Source organism: Paraburkholderia sp. GAS38 (assembly GCF_050434965.1).
GTDB classification, from domain to species: Bacteria; Pseudomonadota; Gammaproteobacteria; order Burkholderiales; family Burkholderiaceae; genus Paraburkholderia; species Paraburkholderia phenazinium_A.
On the sequence record NZ_JBNDJO010000005.1, the window covers coordinates 238,557 to 257,677 of the forward strand.

Consider the following 19,121-nt stretch of genomic DNA (forward strand, 5'->3'; position numbering starts at 1 on the left):
CGGTTCGCAACCCCATACGACCGGTAGCGGTCCGCCCCATGGCACTCCCCCATATCGAACTCCTGTATTCGTTCTCCGGCCTGTTCGTCGGCTTCCTCGTCGGACTGACGGGCGTCGGCGGCGGCTCGCTGATGACGCCGATCCTGGTTCTGCTGTTCAAGATCCACCCCGCCACCGCGGTCGGCACCGACCTGCTGTACGCCGCCGCTACCAAGGCGACCGGCACGCTGGTGCACGGCCTGAAGGGATCGGTGGACTGGCAGGTGACCACGCGGCTTGCCGCCGGCAGCGTCCCCGCGGCCACCGTCACGCTGATCCTGCTGCACCGCTATGGCATGGATACGCCGGGCGCGAGCCGGCTGATCCAGATCGTGCTGGGCGCGGCCTTGCTGATCACGTCGGTGGCGCTGGTGTTCCGGCCGCAACTCGCCAAACTCGGCGCGGGCCGCGAGAGCTCGCTCACCCAGGGCCGCACGCTCGGCTTGACCGTACTGACGGGGGCGGTGCTGGGGGTGTTGGTATCGCTGACTTCGGTGGGCGCGGGGGCGATCGGCGTGACGGTGCTGTTGCTGCTGTACCCGCGGCTGCCCACGACGCGGATCGTCGGCTCGGACATCGCCCATGCCGTGCCGCTGACGCTACTCGCCGGCGCCGGCCACTGGCTGCTCGGCTCGATCGACTGGTCGATGCTGCTGTCCCTGCTGGTGGGCTCGCTGCCGGGCATTGCGATCGGCAGTTACCTATCTGCGCGGGCGCCGGATGCGCTGCTGCGCAACATCCTCGCCGCCACGCTGACGCTGGTCGGCGTGAAACTGGTGATGTCCTGAGGCGCGGGCCGCCGCGCCTTGCGGCCCGACCTGCGCCCGCCCGCTACTTGAAAAACCGGCAGGTCAGGTCGGTTTCGAACTGCCGCACCCAGTAGCCGGCCTCGTCGGCACGATACGACTGGGCCCAGCCGCCGCGCCGCACGGTCACGAGCCGGCGGTGATGGTCGATATCGTCCGGATCCGCCGACCCGGTGATCTCAAAGTGCGCCGGCGCGAAGCCGTGCCGCGCGCACACCAGTTCGAAGGCTGCCCGATCGCCGATCGGCAGGTCCGTATAGCGCTGTTGCGTGGTGTCCATTTCGGTTCACTCCGGGTTCACTCCGGTTCCAAGCCCTTACAGTACGCCTCAACCCGCGAAATTTGTGTGTCATAGCGCACCGCGCATATCGCTCGCATCGGCCAGCTTCGCGGCGTCCTCTACTGCGTCGCCCCGGTCCCCAAAGCAGAACGGGCCCCGGCGAAACGCCGGAGCCCGTTCCAGACACTGCGGCGCACGCGCCGCGGCCGATCAGTTCGGCAGAACCACCGTCAGCTTGTTCGACACCGACGTCACGCCGTCGACACCCTTGGCGACTTCGCCGGCCTTGTCGACCTGACCCTGGTCAGGCACCGAGCCCGTCAGCGTCACTGCGCCGCCACGCGAGCGCACAGCGATGCTCGACACGTCGATACCCTGAGCCTTGGCCAGCGCGCTGCGCACTTTGCGACCCAGTGTACGGTCCGCTTTCTTGACCGTCTTGGCGCTCGGAGCGGCCGGTGCGGCGCCCGTCGTGCCCGTTGCATCGCTTGACTGCGCGTACGTGTTGCACGCGACAACCACCGCCACCACACCACCCAGCGCCTTCAGAAAATCGACCGATTTCATGATTTCTCCTGTTTACTTCGGTTATGACCGCATCTAACAAGCGGCTTCGTTACGACTTCGGGCGGCCGTTGCGGCGCACGCATACGCGCGGCTGGGCCACGGCCGATTTGAGGCTTCGACACGGTGTGCGAGAGGCGAGAGAGGCCGGCCCGAGCCATCGCATTGCGACGCCCAGCCGACGAGCCGCGAAGTCCGCCAACGCGCCCGGTTCTACTTTGTCGTGCCGGGTCGCGCTGCGCAAACGTTGAATCGCAGCAGCGATGCACAATTTAATCTACGCGCGCCAGAAGCGCAAAGGGTTTAGCGCAGGACGCCGGCCTTCATGTTGGGTCCCCGCCGGGTTCCTGCGGGGTTGGCGCGGGGTTTCAAGCAGGGTTCCTGCGCGGTTCGCGTGGGGTTCCGCGCGCGGTTCACGCGCGGTTCACGATTTGTTACGGGTTTATGGAACCGCACCCGCACCGCGCCTGCCGCCACCGCGTCAATCTCATGTACCATCGGCGCGAGTAAGCCGCCTGGCGCGGCCGCCCGGCCTCCGGAGAGAGGCCGGCAGAGGTTTCGTCGAGCCGGACGGGCGGCCCCCGCGCACCACGACGCGGCTCGCCGCCGGCCTGAAGCCGCTCCATTCACCGAACCATCGTCGCCGTCACGTCATCCCATGAAGTCTTCCACCGGCCGCAAACCTGCCCGCCTCGTCGCCCGTTTTGTGGCGATCTCCTGGCGCGATCTGGCGGTGTCGTTCGGTCCGATCCTGTTGATCGCCGCCGCCGCCATCTGGGTCGCCGTGCGCCTGATCCAGCCCGCGCCGCCCGACACCCTGACGATCACCACCGGTCCTCAAGGCAGTTCGTTCTGGAATGCCGCGCAAAAGTACAAGGCCATTCTTGCGCGCAACCGCATCACGCTCAACGTGCTGCCCTCCGAGGGCTCCGCCGAGAACCTGCAGCGCCTGGCCGATCCGCATAGCAAGGTCGACGTCGGCTTCGTGCAGGACGGCGTGGCGGCCGGCCCGGTGCCGGACGGCCTGATATCGCTCGGCAGCGTGGCTTATGTGCCGCTCGCGATCTTCTACCACGGCGCCACCGTGACCCGGCTGTCGGAGTTCAAGGGTCAGCGCCTCGCGATCGGCGCAGAGGGCAGCGGCACGCGCCAGCTGGCGCTGGCGCTGCTGAAGGCCAACGGCATCGAGCCGGGCGGCGCCACCAAACTGCTGCCGCTGTCCGGCGACGATGCGGCTGAGGCGCTGGTGTCGGGCCAGGTCGACGCGGCCTTCCTGACCGGCGATTCCGCCCAGCCGCCGGTGATGGGCAAGCTGTACCGCACGCCCAACGTGCAGTTCTACAATTTCACCCAGGCCGAAGCCTATGCCCGGCGCTTCCCCTACCTGACGCAGATCCATCTGCCGATGGGCGCCTTCGATCTCGGCAAGAACCTGCCGTCGGCGCCGATCCAGATGGTCGCGCCGACCGAAGAACTGGTGGCGCGCGACTCGCTGCATCCGGCGCTCTCCGATCTGCTGATCGACGCGGCCCGCGAAGTACACGGCAAGGCCAACGTGATGCAGCATGCCGGCGAGTTCCCGGCGCCGCTCGCACACGATTTCCCGATCAGCGACGACGCCGCGCGCTACTACAAGTCGGGCAAGAGCTTTCTGTACCGGATCCTGCCGTTCTGGATCGCAAGTCTCGCCGACCGTCTGCTGGTGGTCGTGGTGCCGCTGATCGTGGTGCTGGTGCCGGCGCTGCGGCTGGTGCCGTCGCTGTATGCGTGGCGCGTAAAGTCGCGCATCTACCGCTGGTACGGCGCGCTGATCGCCATCGAGCGCAGCGCGCTCAGCGAGACCTCGGCCGAGGAGCGCGTGACGCTGATCGAGCGGCTCGATGCGATCGAGGAGTCGGTTAACGGACTGAAAATGCCGCTCGCCTACGCCGACCAGTTCTATGTGCTGCGCGAGCATATCGGCTTCGTGCGCGATCGGCTCACGCACGGCGGTGAGCCGCCATTGGACGCGGCCCGGCCATCCGTGCCCAACGAAAGCTCGGAAACGGCCTGAGCGCCCAGCACTTCAGCAAGCACTGAAGATAATGCGGACTGCACGGGACCCCGCCTCCGCGTAAGATCACGACAATCTGGATGGTTTAGCAGACGCGTGTAACAGACGCGCGTGCGCAATCGCTCCGTCCAGATCCGAGCAATCCGGGAGACATTTATGACCGATGGCATCGACGCCACGCAACCGTTGTGGTTTTACGACTTCGTCTCGCCGTTCACGTACCTGTTGCTCGAGCAACACGATAAATGGCCGGGCTTTCCGTTCGTCGTCACACCGGTTGTATTGAACGATCTCTATCAGCACTGGGGCCAGCGCCCCGCCTACGGCGTGGCCGCCAAGCGCGTGTTCATGTACCGTCACGCGCTGTTTCGCGCGGATCAGCTCGGCATCCCGTTCAAGATGCCGCCGGCCCATCCGTTCGATTCGACGAGGCCGCTGCTGCTCGCCGTCGCGGCCAAGGCGGACATCAACTGCGTGCGGGAGATTTTCCGCTTCATCTGGCGCGAGGGACGCGATCCGTCGAGCGACGAAGCGTTCGCCGAACTGTGCGAACGGGTCGGCTTGCCGGACGGTCCCGAGCTGATCCAGCAAGAAGAGGTCAAGGCACAATTGCGCCGCAACACCGCCGATGCGATCGCGCTGGGTGTGTTCGGCGTGCCGACCTTCTGGCTCAACGATCAGCTGTTCTGGGGCGAAGACGCGCTGCCGATGGTGCTGTACTGCGCGCGCACGCCGAACTGGCTCGAGTCGAAGGAAGTGAAGCGGATCAGTTCGCTGCCGTCCGGGCTGAAGGGTTGAAGAACGGAATAGCCAGGAGGCCAAGGCGAGTCGAGCTGAAAGCCCGATGTCAGCGCCTTCGCCGCGCATCGAAGCGGCATGGCGCCACCATGCACGCCACCCATGCCCTGGCCGCCCTGTGATCCCGGCCATACCGCGTCCGCTATGGCGGCCGCACGGCAAACAGGCCTAAGGTTATGCACTTCGCGCCCCGCTCCGCGAGCCGCCTGGGTGGGGGCTCCGAACGACGCCTCTCCCGAGTCTGATCCGCGCACCTGATCCATGGACGACACTGCCGCCTCCCTCGATATCTGGCTCGTGCGCGTGCTGCGCACGCTGCTCGTCGAGCGCAGCGTCACGCAGACGGCGCAGCGCCTGAACCAGACCCAGCCCGCCATCAGCACCGCGCTGCGCAAGCTGCGCGAGACGCTGAACGACCCGATCCTCGTGCGCGGCAAGTCCGGCATGGTGCCCACGGAATACGGCGCATCGCTGCTGCCGTCGGCGCAATGCGTGCTGCGCGAGGTGGATTTTGTCGCGACACCCCATGGCGACTTCGACGCGGGCCGCTCGCGCCGCACCTTCCGGATCGCCGCGCCCGACTATCTGAACGATTTCTTCATGCCCACCGTGATCGCGCAGTTCCGCGAAGCGGCGCCGCACGCGCGTCTGGAAATCGATTCGCTGAACCCCACGCTCGACCACGCCGCCGCGCTCGAAGCCGGTGAACTGGACCTCGTGATCGGCAACTGGCCGAAGCCTGATACGCGCTTCGAGAAAAGCGACCTGTTCGCGGATACGGTGGTGTGTCTGATGCGCGCCGACCATCCGCTCGCGCAGGCGCCGCTGACGCGGGAGACCTATCTGGCGGCCCCGCATCTCGCGCCGACGCCGTACAGCGGCGCCAGCAGCGGCGCGATCGATATCGGCTTTGCACGGGCGGGCGCCGAGCGGCGCATCGTGACGACGCTGCCCTACTTCGGCCTCGTGCCGCAAACGCTGCTGCAATCGGATCTGATCTTCACGACGACGCGCCGCTTCGCGATGCACTACGCGAACATGCTGCCGCTCGCGGTGGTCGATGTGCCGATTCCGTTTCCGCGTATCCGGTGCTACCAGTTATGGCATCCGCAACCGGATCGGCCGAGCGATGTCGGCTGGTTGCGGACCTTGATGTCGCAGGTGTCGGAGCGCCTGGTGGCGCAAAAGGCGCGGCGCGTGAAGAAGCCGGGCGCGGTGGGGAATGCCACGGGGAAGGCGGCCGGAACAGAAGCGGCGTAAAAGCACGCCGCTACGCGAACTCAAACGCTTGCGCAGACCTCGCGCGCCATCGACGCCGTCGGCCGCGCCGCCTCTCGCGAGCGCACCTGCAGCAACTCGGCGCACACGGCCACTGCGATGGATTGCGGCGCCTTGTCGACGATACCGCCCACGCCAATCGGGCAGGTCATCTCTACCAGCCGCTCCAGATCCACCCCACGTTCGATCAACCGCCGCTCGAACTTCACGCGCTTGGTCTTCGAGCCGATCATCCCGAAGTAGGTGAAATCGCGCCGTCGCATGATGCGCGCGGCGAGCGAGAAATCGAGCGCATGGTTGTGCGTCATCACGAGGAAGTACGCGCCCGCCGGTGCGGTGTCGACGATCGCCTCGGGCGTGTCGGTGGCCTCGACCTGCACGTTGGCCGGGACTTCGTCGGGGAACAGCTCGTCGCGCTCGTCGACCCATTGCACGACGCACGGCAGGCTCCCCAGCAAGGCAATCAGCGCATGACCGACGTGACCCGCGCCGAACAGCACGATATGCATCGGTGCCGGACGCGACACAGCATGGCTGCTGCGCCGGCCGATCTGAACGAAAGAAGACAGGTCCATGGCGGGCATTCCGGTAGCGCTTCGGTTATTGACGCGGTGCGGCCGTAGCGGCGCGCACGGCCGCAACCGCTTTCAGGATCTCTTCGCTCGTCGCGGGTGCGTTGAGCGGCGGATTGACCTTGTAGTCGCCCACGCTCGCCACCGCATCACGGACTGCGAAGAACACCGAGAACGGCAGCAGCAGCGGCGGCTCGCCCGTGGCCTTCGAACGGTGGATGCTGTCTTCAGCATTTTTGTTCTTGAACAGCCTGACGCGGAAGTCCGGCGGCGTATCGTTGACGGTTGGGATCTTGTAGGTGGATGGCGCATGCGTCATCAGCTTGCCACCGGGGTTCCACCACAGCTCTTCGGTCGTGAGCCAACCCATGCCCTGAATGAAGGCCCCTTCCACCTGCCCGACATCGAGTGCCGGATTCAGCGAATCGCCCACGTCATGCAGCGCATCGGCGCGCAGCACGCGCATTTCGCCGGTCAGCGTGTCGATCACGACCTCCGCCACCGCCGCGCCATATGAGTAGTAGTAGAACGGCCGACCCTGCAGCTTCGACTGATCCCAGTACAGCTTCGGCGTTGCATAGAAACCGTCGGACCACAACTGCACGCGGGCAAGATACGCCTTGGCGATGATCTCTTCGAACGGCACCACGGCGTCGCCCACGGCCACGCGGTCGTGACCGAAGCGCACGCTGGCGGCGCTCACCTCGCCCGCGCCGTAACGATCGGCGGCAAAAGCGGCAAGGCGCTCGCGCAACTGGCGCGCGGCGTCCTGTGCGGCCTTGCCGTTCAGATCGGAGCCGGTCGAGGCCGCCGTGGCCGAGGTATTCGCCACCTTGCTGGTGTCGGTTGCCGTGACACGTACTCGGTTGAAGCTGATGCCGAGTTCATGCGCGACCACCTGCGCAACCTTCGTGTTGAGCCCCTGGCCCATCTCTGTGCCGCCGTGATTCACCAGCACCGAACCGTCGGTGTAGATGTGCACCAGCGCGCCGGCCTGGTTGAAGTGGGTGACGTTGAACGCAATGCCGAACTTCACCGGCGTGAGCGCCATCCCCTTCTTCAGCACTTCGTTGTTCGCATTGAACTCGCGAATCGACTCGCGACGCGCACGGTATTCGCTGGTCGCTTCGAGTTCGTCGATCAACTCGTGGATCACGTTGTCTTCGACGACCTGGCCATACGGCGTCTGATTGCGCTCGGTCTTGCCGTACAGATTGCGACGGCGCACGTCGAGCGAATCTTCGCCCAGCGAACGCGCGACGTTGTCCATGATGTATTCGATCGCGAACGCGCCTTGCGGACCGCCGAAACCACGGAACGCCGTATTCGACTGCGTGTTGGTCTTGCCGCAGAAGCCGTCGATCGTCACGTCCGAGAGCCAGTACGCGTTGTCGAAGTGGCACAGCGCCCGCGTCATCACGGGACCTGACAGGTCGGCGGAGAAGCCGCAGCGCGAAGTCATGTCCACGTTCACACCTTCGATCACACCCTTGTCGTCATAGCCGACTTCGTAGGTGTAGTGGAAATCGTGGCGCTTGCCGGTGACCATCATGTCGTCGTCGCGGTCCGGGCGCAGTTTCACCGGACACAGCAGCTTCCACGCGGCAATCGCCGCGCAGCAGGCGAACAGGCCCGATTGCGATTCCTTGCCGCCGAAGCCGCCGCCCATCCGGCGGCATTCGACCAGCACGTTGTGCGACGGCACGTGCAATGCGTGCGCCACCAGGTGCTGCATTTCGGTCGGGTGCTGAGTTGAACAGTAGACGTGCATGCCGTCGTCGTCCTTCGGCACTGCGTACGAAATCTGTCCTTCCAGATAGAACTGCTCCTGGCCGCCGAGCAGCATTTCGCCGGCGTCATGATGGGCCGCACGCGCGATCTTCGCGCCGGCGTCGCCGCGAGCGAGCTTCATGGGCGGCAACACGTGCTGATTCGCGGCGCGGGCCTGCTGCGCGGTGAGAATCGCCGGCAGCTCTTCGAAGACGGTTTCGGCGCGGCGCGCGGCGAGCCGCGCTGCTTCATGCGAAATCGCGACGACGATGAACATCGGCTGACCGACATACTGCACCACACCGTCCGCGAGGATCGGATCGTCGCCATGGATGATCGGGCCGACGTCGTTCACGCCCGGGATGTCCTGCGCCGTGAAGACGGCGACCACGCCGGGCGTCGCGCGCACCTTGTCGAGCGACATCGAGACGATCTTCGCATGCGCTTTCGGCGAGAGGCCGAGCGCCGCGTGCAGCGTGCCGGCGAGCACCGGAATGTCGTCGGTGTAGGTGGCGCGGCCGCTCACGTGCAGATGCGCGGACTCATGCGGCCGCGAGATGTGTACCTGGGTGAAATCGTCGAAGTCCTGAACGTCTTTCAGGAACGGTTCTGCTTGCTGATTCATTCGAGTGGTTCTCCGTATCCGGTTGACTGGGTCAGGCGTTCGCGCAGGCGGCCTGCACCGCGCGCACGTCGAGCGCGGATTTGGGCAGCGGATTGTGCGGCCGGGTCTCCAGCCAGAAGCGATACAGCGTGTTCTTCGCCGCCTCGAGGCGATAGTTGCTGGTGGCGCGCATGTCGCTCAATGGCGCGTAGTCGTTGCCGAGCGCGATCATCGCCGCCTGCGCGGTGGCTTCGTGCCATTCGGCGTCACGCAGCACGGTTTCAGCGTGCGTCGCGCGCTTCGAGGTCGCGGCCATGCCACCGAAAGCAATGCGCGGTTCGCGGATCGTGTCGCCGTCGGCAATGAACGAGAACGCCGCGCACACTGCCGAGATATCCGAATCGAAGCGCTTCGAGAGCTTATAGGTGCGGAACTGCAGGTTCTGGCGCACGCCGGTGCGCGTAGGCACCTTCAGTCCGACGACGAACTCGTGCTCGGCCATGTCCTTCTTCTGATACGCGAGGTACAGGTCTTCGAGCGGCATTTCGCGTTCGATCTCGCCGCCGCGCACCACCACATGCGCGCCGAGTGCGATCAGGCCGGGCATCGAATCGCCGATCGGCGAGCCGTTGGCAATGTTGCCGCCGAGCGTGCCGGCGTTGCGGATCGGCAGCGAGGCGAAGCGCTTCCACATCTCCGTCAGTTCGGGATAGTGCTTCGCGATCTCCTCGTAGGCCGCCTCGACGCTCACGCCCGCGCCGATCTCGATCCACTCGTCGGAGACCTCGATGCGCCGCAAGGCTTCGATCTGGCCGACATAGACGATATTGCCCAGCTCGCGCATCTGCTTGGTGACCCACAGGCCGATATCGGTGCTGCCGGCGAGGATGCGGGTGGCCGGTTGGGCCGCCTTGATCTGCGCGAGCGCGGCGACCGTACGCGGCGCGTCGAACTGCTGGCCGGCGAATTCGTAGTGGAAGGTCTCGCCGCGCTTGAGCGTGGCGAGCTTCGCCGACAGCGCGGCGAGGTCGACCGGCGCCATCGGAGCCGGCGCTTCGAACATGCGTACCGCCGCGTCGACGATCGGCCGGTAGCCGGTGCAGCGGCACAGGTTGCCGGTCAGGGCATTGCTGATGTCGTCGCGCGAGGGCACCGTCCTGTTGGCGCAGCTCTGTTCGTGGCCGTGCTTTTCGTACAGCGACCACATCGACATCACGAAACCCGGCGTGCAGAACCCGCACTGCGAGCCGTGGCATTCGACCATCGCCTCCTGCACCGGATGCAGCGAGCCGTCCGGCTGGCGCAGGTCCTCGACCGTGAACAGCGCCTTGCCGTCCAGGGTAGGCAGGAACTGGATGCAGGCGTTGACCGCCTTGAAGTTCACGCCGCCCGCTTCGTCGCGCTCGCCGACCACGACCGTGCACGCGCCGCAGTCGCCTTCGGCGCACCCTTCCTTGGTGCCGGTGCAGTGGGCATCTTCACGCAGGTACTGCAGCACGGTGCGGGTGACGGGCGCATTCGCGATCTCGCGGATCGCGTTGCGGTGGTAGAAGCGAATCGGCTGGGTCATGTCTCTTACTCTTGAGTTGTTCTGTCCGTGGGGACAATGCTGCGGTGACGATTCGAACGCTATCACCGTCAATATCTGCAACCCATAGCGAAGGGCACATGCGGGACATATCGTTGGGACGATAAGGAGACAGGTTTGGAGCGAAGCGCGCTTATATGAGGTGCGTTAAATTGCAGTATTTATTATCAAAATACCGCAATCTAGCCACCTCGTTCGCCATCTAAGCGAGCCCGGCGCGTGAAGCGACACCGAAATCCGTCCTTTATATCGATCCGGCACCGTATTTTTGGCGCAAAAAGTATTAAGCAAGTCCTGCAAGGGAATCGGTTCCATGGGAAAATCACGCCTTCCCGCCGATTTCAAGTCTCGTTTTCCCCATGTCCGCCGACACCGCTACACCGCGCAGCGAATTTGCGACCACCCTGCAGATCATTCCGGTCGTTTTTTTCACGTTTATTTGTTATCTGACCATCGGCATTCCGCTCGCGGTGCTGCCTGGCTATGTCCACGACGACCTGGGCTTCAGCGCGATCGTCGCCGGGGCGGCGATCAGCGTGCAGTACCTGGCCACCCTCGCCTCGCGCGCGCTGGCCGGCCGCTCGGCCGACACGCTCGGTCCGAAGCGGACCGTCGCCATTGGACTGATCGGCTGCGGCACGAGCGGCGTGATGCTGCTGCTCGCCGTGCTGTGCGGACACTGGCCGGGTCTCAGCCTGACGCTGCTGGTGTTGAGCCGGCTGGTGCTCGGTTTCGGCGAGAGCCTGTGCGGGACCGGCGCCATTCTGTGGGGGATCGGCCGCGTGGGGGTGTCGCACAACGCACGCGTGATCTCGTGGAACGGCATTGCCACTTACGGCGCGCTGGCGATCGGTGCGCCGCTCGGCGTGGCGATTGCGCATCTGGTCGGCTATGCGGCGCTCGGCATCGTGGTGATCGCACTGGCTGCGCTTGGCTACTACCTCGCGCGGCACATCGCGCCGGTGCCTGTCGTACATGGCGAACGCATGTCGTATCGCAGCGTGTTCATGCGCGTGCTGCCGCACGGCATCGGACTCGCGCTCGGTTCGGCCGGCTTCGGCTCGATCGCGACCTTCATCACGCTGTTCTACGCTGCGCGGCATTGGCCGAACGCAGCCCTGTCGCTGACCGTGTTCGGCACGCTGTTTATCGGCGCGCGCCTGCTGTTCGCCAATACCATCAAGACGTATGGCGGTTTTCGGGTGGCGATTGCGTCGTTTTCGTTTGAATGCGTGGGCTTGCTGATGCTCTGGCTCGCGCCCGAGCCGCACTTCGCGCTGGCCGGCGCCGCGTTGACCGGCTTCGGCTTTGCCCTCGTGTTTCCGGCGCTCGGCGTCGAAGCGGTCGGCCTCGTGCCGCCGGCCAGCCGCGGTGCGGCGTTGTCCGCGTACTCGGTGTTTCTGGATCTGTCGCTGGGGATTACCGGACCGCTCGCCGGCTATATCGCAGGTGCGTTCGGCTACGGCTCGGTGTTCCTGTTTGCGGCGGCGGCCTCCGCGGCCGCGGTGGTGCTGTCGACCATGCTGTATCTGCGCAACGCCCGCGTACCGAACGCGCCGGCCGCGACCTGACGGGCCAACCCTGTTCCGCCCGGAGTGGCCGACCGGCCGTACCGGGCAGCCTCGCGCCGCTCAAGGAAAGAAAACTTCGTCGATCGAGCGGGTGTCGTCATTGCCGCCGCGCGCCACGCGATGCCCCACCATCAGGCCCGCATCGTAGGCGGCTTCGAGCGCATGGGTCAGATCCTCGATGTGGACAATGCGCAGGTCCTTCGTCAGCTTGCCGGTCTGCTCGAGCTGATCGATGCCGAGGATGTCGGTGGAAATCGTCCGCAGTAACTCAAGACGTTCGTCGTAGATGGTGTTGCTCATTTCGTACCCCCTTTACAGGCGGGGCGTGAGACCTCACATGAGAAATCACTGTTGCCCAATTAGCCTTTGATTTGCGTCATCCTTCAGTTGTAATAATAGTAAGGAAACGCAGGCTTGGCACGTGACCTGCAGTCGCAGGTTGAAGCTCTATTCCAAAAAAGTGACGGCATCTGCGGCGATCAGACGCTCAAATGGGGACAATGTCGCGGCCGGGCGATGTGAACAGCCGCGAACGTACCGCACCGCCCGCCGGCGAGCCGGCCTCAGCGGCCGGCTCGCACCCAGGAGACACCGCGCCGCGCAACTAGCGCGCCGTCACGCTACGCGCCCCGCCCGACAGCGACTTTTCCAACGCCGCCACACCCGCGGGCAAATCGACGGCCACACCCAGATCCAGTACGGTCCGGCCCAGCGCATGCAGCGTCCGGAACAGGTTGTGTTCGCGGCATTGCTCGCCCATCTGCCCGATCCGCACGATCGGCAAACCAAACGAGCCCGATATCTCCACCTGATGATGCCGCGAGATGTGCCCGCAGATATCGCCGGGGCTCAGGCCCTGCGGAACCTCGATGCCGACCACCGAGTTCAGCCGGCACGCCTGCGGTGTGTAGAGCTGCAGACCGAGCGCCGTGATGCCTTCCTGCAGCGCCACGGAACACTTCAGATGCCGCGCGAAGCGCTTCTCGAGCGTCTCCGCGCACACGAGGCGCAGCGCCTCATGCAAGGCCAACACGCCCGACACCGGCGCCGTGTAGTGATAGCCCGCGTTGTGCCAGAAATTCTCCGCCAGCGACGCGTCGAGACACCAGTGCGCATTCGGCGCCGTGCGGCGCTTCACCCGCTCCCATGCGGCATCCGAGAACGCGATCAGGGACACGCCGGGAATCGACGACAGTCCTTTCTGGCCGCCGGTAATCACCGCGTCGATACCCCACGCGTCCATTTCCAGCGGCATCGTGCTGAGCGTGCACACGGCGTCGACGATCACCAGCGCGCCCGCCGCCTTCGCCAGCGCCGCAATGTCTTTCAGATGATGATTCACCACCGTGTTGGAGGTCTCGCCCTGCACGATCGTGACGATCTCCGGCCGCTCGCGGCGGATCGCTTCGGCCACCTGATCAAGACTCGCCACCGTGCGATCCGCTACGTCGAGCGTCGCCACCTCGGCGCCGACGCGCCGGCCCATCTCCGCCATCCGTTCGCTGAAAAAGCCATTCTTGATGCTGAGCACACGCGTGCCCGTCCAGGCCAGATTGGAGATCGCCATTTCCATCGCCGCCGAGCCTGGGCCCGCCACGCCGAGCACCCACTTGGAGCGGGTCTGGAACACGTAACGCGCCATGGTCTTCACCTGACCGATCACCTTCACCATCGTGCTGCCAAGGTGATTGATCACCACCGTATTGGCCTTGGCGACAGCGGCGGGAATCGGCACCGGGCCGGCGCCCATCATCAACAGCGGTTCTTCGGGGAGGATGGCGTCGAGCGATTCGACGTCCGGACAGGGAACGGGTGTGGAAGTAGTGGTGGACATGATCGGTACGGAGGAAGTCAAGGTGCCGGAGGTGCAAGCGGCCTCGCCAACTGTGACGCTGGCGAGGCCGCTTATACGTTGACCAGCGATCATTCACCGATCCGGCCGATTGTGCAAGTTTTTTGACAGCATGGCCTGGCCGTGATGAACGGCCCGTCTCCTCGCCCGCTGCGACGGGTATTCCACTTCGGATCGAGGCTGGTCATGAAGGCTACTCCGCGTCACTCGTAGCCGTTCTCGTCGAGAAGTTTTTCGATCGCAAGCCAGAGCGGACGCTCGTCATAACAGCCGTTGTGCCTCGGGACGTTGCACGGATACAAAGGATGCCCGCGCCCCTCGTCCGGCTCTTCGTCGGGCGTCCGCGTCCACGCTCGCAGTACGCGCAGCAGCGTAAGCGCTTCAGTGTTCGTCTGTTCGATGTTCATGACCGTGCCCTCCAGGCAGGCGCCTCGAACCCGGAGGTTCAGGACGGTTCCGTACCATGCGTGCCGCCCTGGGACTCCGGGGATGAGTTGCCTATTCGCGAATACCTATGTTTACTTCGATTAACCCCTCTTCGACTTTATTCAATCAATACGATCTCGCAGACAACGACAACATAAACGAATCCGGGCGACTTCACTATTTAACCGGCCGCAATGATCGGAATGGCATTTTACGGACTCGCCTGCCGCATCGCACCACAACCTGCCACCCGTGAAAATTGCCAGACCCGCTTTCCATTCCAGCCAATTTTTGTATATCATCAGATCAGTGTCAAGCGCATTTGACGCGCATGTTGAACGAGCCGCTCGAACCCGAGCATGGCTCTTTTGTTGCCTGAAACCATGCACTCGTCATTGACGAACGCCACGTTCCACAGGCAACTCCGCGCGAAATCCAGTCTCTCTGCTTTCAAACGACTCGCACTTTTTAATTAGCATAAAAATTTAACAGCCGTTTAATTCATTTTTTAATGCAATATGCCGCCGGCTCTCTTGTGGGATATCAAGCATCGTCACATGGAGGTTTACCCGTGATCAGCGCATCTTCGCAATGCACAAAAGTATTCCGTTCTGTTTTGACGAATTCCAGTCAGTTCGAAGCGTACGTAAACCGGATCGGGCGGCCGAGGTTTGCCATTAATTGCGTTGGCGATCAATTCGACGAGCAAGGTCCAGGTCTGCTGCCGGACGAATGGCTATTCGCGGATGACCTGGAACGCCTGATGATGGATTTCTTTGCCTGGGAAGCACGCGGCATCCGCATGGAATGGGTCACACCCACGGTCAGCGGCAAGCCCTCGCCAAGGTGGAGAGTGGCGGGCTTATCCGACTACTTCAACAAGTCGGCCTCGCACCTTAACGCGGCCCTTCTCGGTACCTTGTGTCAGGCGATGGGGGCCGACGGCGCGCGCAAGGCCTTTCTCGAAGCAGTTTTCGCAGACGCCGGCAGCTACGGATTCATCGCATTGCATGCGGATCGTTACGACCACTTCATTGAAGAATGGAGAACCAACGACGACAAAGCCGCGCGCCCCGCGGACTATCGGGCAGACAAACGTTTCGGGGTGGTGAGCGCGGTCGGCGAACTGGGCGTCGAGCATGCGTCGGTTCAGTACTGGGCGTCGATCGGCTGGGCGAGCGGTTGGCTCAGCGAGGCGCAACTTCGCGAAGTCGGCCTCTCTTACGATGTGCTGATCGGTCAGACGTGCGTGATCAACGGACTGGGCGAGGTTGAGTGGATCGGCAATATTCCCCTTCCAGACTGCGACTTGTGAAGAAGCCGCTACCCAGCAAGAGCCCGCACGGCCCGACCACGGCCGTACGGGTGCGCCTGGATCGGGGCGGGCCTGGCGGGCGACTCGCATATCACGCTAGCCGCCCGCCAGGTCTTCACTTCACCGCATGCCTGTCCAGCTTGCTGCCGGTTTCCTTGTTGTAACGTTCGACGTACTCCTCGATCAGCTTGCGCATTGCACGGCCAATCTGGCGATAGTCGGACTCGTTGAGGTTGGCGAGCGACACCCGGCCCGACGGATGCTGCGTGCCGAAGCCCTTGCCCGGCAACAGCACCACGCGTGCCTCGCGCGCGAGGCGGAACAGCAACTCGCTCGGCTCCGTATTCTTGAGCAGCCATTCCACGAACTTGCGGCCGAACATGCGCTCGCCGAGAAACTCGATGTCGAGAATCGTGTAGTAGTCGACCTGATTCGGATCGTCGTCCTCGAAGGAGATGCCCACCTCCTCGTACAACGCCTGCTTGCGCTTGCGAATCAGCCGCTTCAACGCGTTCTTGTAAGCATCCGGCGTATCCATCAACGAGAACAGCGAGAACAGCACCATCTGCACCTGCTGCGGCGTCGATAGACCGGCCGTGTGATTCAGCGCGACAGTGCGGCTGTCCGCCACCAGACGGTCGATGAACTTCAGCTTGTCCGGTTCCGTGGTGATCGACTCGTACCGCGTGTGCAACTCCTTCTTCACGTCCTTCGGCAACTCGGCCAGCAGCTTGTCGAGCACGTTGTCGCGATGCGTGGCGATCGTGCCGAGACGCCAGCCGGTCGCCCCGAAGTACTTCGAATAGGAGTACACGAGAATCGTGTTCTTCGGCGCCAGCGCGAACAGCGACACGAATTCGTCGGCGAAGGTGCCGTACACGTCGTCGGTGAGCAGGATCAGGTCCGGGCGCTCCTTGACGATGTCGGCGATATATTCAAGGCTCTCGTCATTGATCTTCACCGAGGGCGGATTGCTCGGATTGACGAGGAAGAACGCCTTCACCTTCGGATCGCGCAGCTTGTCGAGTTCCTTCTTCGAATACTGCCAGCCGCTTTCCACCGTCGCTTCGAGATTCACGACATTGAGCTGATAGTCGTTCAGACGCGGAATCTCGATGTACGGCGTGAAGATCGGCATGCCGAGCGCGATCGTATCGCCCGGCTTGATGAGCCGGTTTTCGCGCATCGTGTTGAAGATGTAGGTCATCGCCGCAGTGCCGCCTTCCACTGCGAAGATGTCGAACTCGCCGACAAACGGATGCTTGCCGATCATCTCGCGGCGCAAATACTGGCCGACAATGATCTCCGAGAGCTTGAGCATGCGGTCCGGCACCGGATAGTTCGAAGCGAGGATGCCTTCGCACATCTCGTACAGGAAGTCGCCCGCCGAAAGACCCAGTTGGTCGCGCACGTACGAGATGGCGCCGCGCAGGAAGTCGATGCCTGGCACACCTTTGTTTTCGCGCAGGAACAGGTCGAAGCGTTCCGTGAGCCCCTCGCGGCGTGGGAAACCGCCCACGCCCTCCGGCATGTAGGCGAACGAGCGCTCCGATTCGCGCATCGCGAACAGGCCCAGTTGCCAGAAACCATGGCGCGGGATGGTCGCCAGAAAGTTCGGGTTGCCGCGGCCGGCGTTGAGCATCGAAACGTTGGCGGCGCGCTCGACCGCCCCGCCGCCAGCGGCCTTGATCAGTTCATCCTTCAGTTCGAACGGGCTGAGTGCTGCCAGCTTGTCCTGTTCGGTTTCGCTTTTGCCTTTTGCCATGATGCATTCTCCATTGCAAGGGTGAGATACGCCGGCGGCGGGCGCTCCTGCGGCAGCGCCGGCGTGAAGGAATGAGAGTGGCGAATCGAGCCTTATGAGACCGGCTCTGCGTTAGACAAGACCCACGACAAGCGGCCCGAGCAGCGTCAGCGCCACATTCGCAATCGCATAGGTAATCGCGAACGGCACGGTGGGCACGGCGCTTTCCGCCTTGTCGAGCACGCCGCCGAAAGCCGGGTTCGCGCTGCGCGAACCGGACAGCGCGCCGGCCAGAATCGCGGCGTTCTTGTAGCCGAGGACATAGCGGCCGAACAGCATCGTCAGCAGCAGCGGGAACAGCGTGACGAACACGCCCAGCAGGAAGATCGTCATGCCGCTCTGCTTGACCGTCACCACGGCCTGCAGGCCGGAGTTCAGGCCCACCACCGCGACGAACGCAGCCAACCCGAAGTCTTTCAGCAACTGCGAGGCCGCCGACGGCAACACGCCGTACATGGGATGCTTGCCGCGCATCCAGCCGAACAGCAGGCCGGCGAGCAGGCAGCCGCCGCCCGAGCCGAGCGTGAGCGGAATCCCCGCCACATTCACCACGATCAGGCCGATCAGCAGCCCGAGCACCAGACCCACACCCATGTAGATGAAGTCGGTCTTGTTGCTGTACGGCAGCTCGTAGCCGGCCGCATCCACGGCACGCTTGGTGTCTTTCGGCGAGCCGTAGAAGGTGATCACGTCGCCGTGTTCGAGCTTGGTCTCCGGCAGGATGGGCAGCGGCTGGCCGGCACGCTTCGCGCCCTGGATATACACGCCATGACGCACGTCGCGATCCACGACTTCGCGTGCAGCGGCGATCGTCGTATGGTTCATGCCTTTGCGGGTGAACACGCCTTCGCGGGTCTGCATCACGACGCCAATGTCGTCCACGTTGGCGATCTCACTGCCGTTCGCGCCGAATGCGACCACAGCTTCGCGGCGGCCGATCACCAGCACTTCGTCGTTGAGTTGCAACGTCAGATCGGGTGTCGGCTCGAGGTTCTGACCGTCGCGCCTGATGCGCTCGATGGTCAACATGTCCTGATGCTGCGTCTCGACTGCCTTGACCGTTTTTCCGGCGCTTACGTCGATCTTGTAGGCACGCCCCACCAGTTCGGGCAACGCACGAATTTGCCCCGCTCCCAGCGACGACGACGAACCGGCAGACAGCTCCTTCTCCGCCTCGATCGACGCCTCTCGCAAGCCCTGCCCCATGAACTTCGGCAGGATGTTCACGCAGACGATGATCGCCCCGAGCGAGCCGAACACATAGGTCACCGCATAAGCGATGGCCACGTCGGACTGCAACGACTTGATCTCGTCGGCGGGCAGGCTGAGTCGCGCGATCGCGTCGCCCGCCGTGCCGATGATCGCCGACTGCGTCAGCGCGCCGCCGGCCAGTCCTGCCGCGAGTCCCTTGTTGAGGTGGAACAGCTTCGCGCACACCACCACAGTGATCAGCGCGGACACCGCAAGGAAGATCGCCATGGCGATTTCACGCAGCGTCTTGCGGTTGAGCGAGTTGAAGAAGCCCGGTCCCGAGTCGTAACCGACCGCGTAAATGAAGACGGCGAACATCACCGACTTCACGCCATTGTCTATGGTGACGCCGAACTGGCTGATCACGACAGCGGCAAGTAGCGAGCCGCCCACCCCGCCTAGCTGGAATTTGCCGAAATTGATCTGGCCGACGTAATAGCCGACTGCCAGAGAGAGAAATAACGCGATCTCAGGTGACTTATGAAAAATGCTATGTAGCCAGTCCATCGTGCCCTCGCTGTGATGAGTGATCGTACTGCCCGGTGTAATT

General features: G+C 63.9%; 16 protein-coding genes. 6 read left to right on the forward strand and 10 right to left on the reverse strand.

Annotated elements, in window-relative coordinates; all coding sequences use genetic code 11:
• Positions 1-38 precede the first annotated feature (38 nt).
• Entirely contained in the window at positions 39-827 is a 789-nt protein-coding gene (locus P3T42_RS14440) for a sulfite exporter TauE/SafE family protein (protein WP_074302300.1), read from the forward strand.
• A 43-nt stretch (positions 828-870) separates the two neighbouring features.
• On the opposite strand, the gene P3T42_RS14445 is transcribed toward P3T42_RS14440, so the two are convergent.
• Both P3T42_RS14445 and P3T42_RS14450 read right to left on the reverse strand, forming a co-directional pair.
• The gene (locus tag P3T42_RS14445; RefSeq protein ID WP_074302301.1) at positions 871-1,125 is read right to left on the reverse strand and encodes a hypothetical protein; all 255 of its coding nucleotides are present in this window, start codon (positions 1,123-1,125) and stop codon (positions 871-873) included.
• 210 nt (positions 1,126-1,335) lie between these two features.
• Positions 1,336-1,692: a BON domain-containing protein gene (locus P3T42_RS14450; RefSeq protein WP_074302302.1), complete on the reverse strand. Its 357-nt coding sequence runs from the start codon at positions 1,690-1,692 to the stop codon at positions 1,336-1,338.
• 655 nt (positions 1,693-2,347) lie between these two features.
• Between P3T42_RS14450 and P3T42_RS14455 the strand changes: the two genes are divergently transcribed.
• The 3 genes from P3T42_RS14455 (at position 2,348) to P3T42_RS14465 (ending at position 5,800) form a co-directional block, all read left to right on the forward strand.
• Positions 2,348-3,742: a TAXI family TRAP transporter solute-binding subunit gene (locus P3T42_RS14455; RefSeq protein WP_074302303.1), complete on the forward strand. Its 1,395-nt coding sequence runs from the start codon at positions 2,348-2,350 to the stop codon at positions 3,740-3,742.
• A 156-nt stretch (positions 3,743-3,898) separates the two neighbouring features.
• Entirely contained in the window at positions 3,899-4,540 is a 642-nt protein-coding gene (locus tag P3T42_RS14460) for a 2-hydroxychromene-2-carboxylate isomerase (RefSeq protein WP_074302304.1), read from the forward strand.
• Between the two features lie 261 nt (positions 4,541-4,801).
• A complete protein-coding gene (locus tag P3T42_RS14465; protein WP_074302305.1) occupies positions 4,802-5,800 on the forward strand; it encodes a LysR substrate-binding domain-containing protein in 999 nt (332 codons plus the stop codon).
• Positions 5,801-5,820: 20 nt separating this feature from the next.
• Here P3T42_RS14465 and xdhC read toward each other — a convergent pair whose 3' ends face one another.
• From xdhC to xdhA, 3 genes are read right to left on the reverse strand one after another with little or no spacing between them, the layout of a single operon-like run.
• A complete protein-coding gene (xdhC, locus tag P3T42_RS14470; protein ID WP_429306432.1) occupies positions 5,821-6,393 on the reverse strand; it encodes a xanthine dehydrogenase accessory protein XdhC in 573 nt (190 codons plus the stop codon).
• A 25-nt stretch (positions 6,394-6,418) separates the two neighbouring features.
• On the reverse strand, positions 6,419-8,785 hold the full coding sequence (gene xdhB / locus P3T42_RS14475) for a xanthine dehydrogenase molybdopterin binding subunit (RefSeq protein ID WP_429306433.1): 2,367 nt from the start codon (positions 8,783-8,785) through the stop codon (positions 6,419-6,421).
• Positions 8,786-8,816: 31 nt separating this feature from the next.
• Positions 8,817-10,334, reverse strand: coding sequence for a xanthine dehydrogenase small subunit (gene xdhA / locus P3T42_RS14480; RefSeq protein ID WP_429306434.1), 1,518 nt, complete (start codon positions 10,332-10,334; stop codon positions 8,817-8,819).
• 377 nt (positions 10,335-10,711) lie between these two features.
• On the opposite strand from xdhA, the gene P3T42_RS14485 reads away from it, so the two are divergent.
• Positions 10,712-11,923, forward strand: coding sequence for an MFS transporter (locus P3T42_RS14485; protein ID WP_074302309.1), 1,212 nt, complete (start codon positions 10,712-10,714; stop codon positions 11,921-11,923).
• Positions 11,924-11,983: 60 nt separating this feature from the next.
• On the opposite strand, the gene P3T42_RS14490 is transcribed toward P3T42_RS14485, so the two are convergent.
• The 3 genes from P3T42_RS14490 to P3T42_RS14500 form a co-directional block, all read right to left on the reverse strand.
• Positions 11,984-12,223 carry a DUF6900 domain-containing protein gene (locus tag P3T42_RS14490; RefSeq protein ID WP_429306435.1) on the reverse strand — a complete coding sequence of 80 codons (240 nt, stop codon included), beginning with the start codon at positions 12,221-12,223 and terminating at the stop codon, positions 11,984-11,986.
• A 304-nt stretch (positions 12,224-12,527) separates the two neighbouring features.
• Positions 12,528-13,757: a pyridoxal-phosphate-dependent aminotransferase family protein gene (locus P3T42_RS14495; RefSeq protein WP_074302311.1), complete on the reverse strand. Its 1,230-nt coding sequence runs from the start codon at positions 13,755-13,757 to the stop codon at positions 12,528-12,530.
• A 221-nt stretch (positions 13,758-13,978) separates the two neighbouring features.
• Positions 13,979-14,182 (reverse strand): hypothetical protein, encoded by a 204-nt coding sequence (locus P3T42_RS14500; protein ID WP_429306436.1) that lies wholly within the window; start codon positions 14,180-14,182, stop codon positions 13,979-13,981.
• A gap of 590 nt (positions 14,183-14,772) precedes the next feature.
• On the opposite strand from P3T42_RS14500, the gene P3T42_RS14505 reads away from it, so the two are divergent.
• Entirely contained in the window at positions 14,773-15,516 is a 744-nt protein-coding gene (locus P3T42_RS14505; RefSeq protein ID WP_429306437.1) for a hypothetical protein, read from the forward strand.
• A gap of 115 nt (positions 15,517-15,631) precedes the next feature.
• Here the strand turns inward: P3T42_RS14505 and P3T42_RS14510 are convergent, their stop codons facing one another.
• Both P3T42_RS14510 and aspT read right to left on the reverse strand, forming a co-directional pair.
• Positions 15,632-17,281: a bifunctional aspartate transaminase/aspartate 4-decarboxylase gene (locus tag P3T42_RS14510; RefSeq protein WP_429306438.1), complete on the reverse strand. Its 1,650-nt coding sequence runs from the start codon at positions 17,279-17,281 to the stop codon at positions 15,632-15,634.
• A gap of 111 nt (positions 17,282-17,392) precedes the next feature.
• Positions 17,393-19,078: an aspartate-alanine antiporter gene (aspT, locus tag P3T42_RS14515; RefSeq protein WP_074302315.1), complete on the reverse strand. Its 1,686-nt coding sequence runs from the start codon at positions 19,076-19,078 to the stop codon at positions 17,393-17,395.
• Positions 19,079-19,121: the final 43 nt, after the last annotated feature.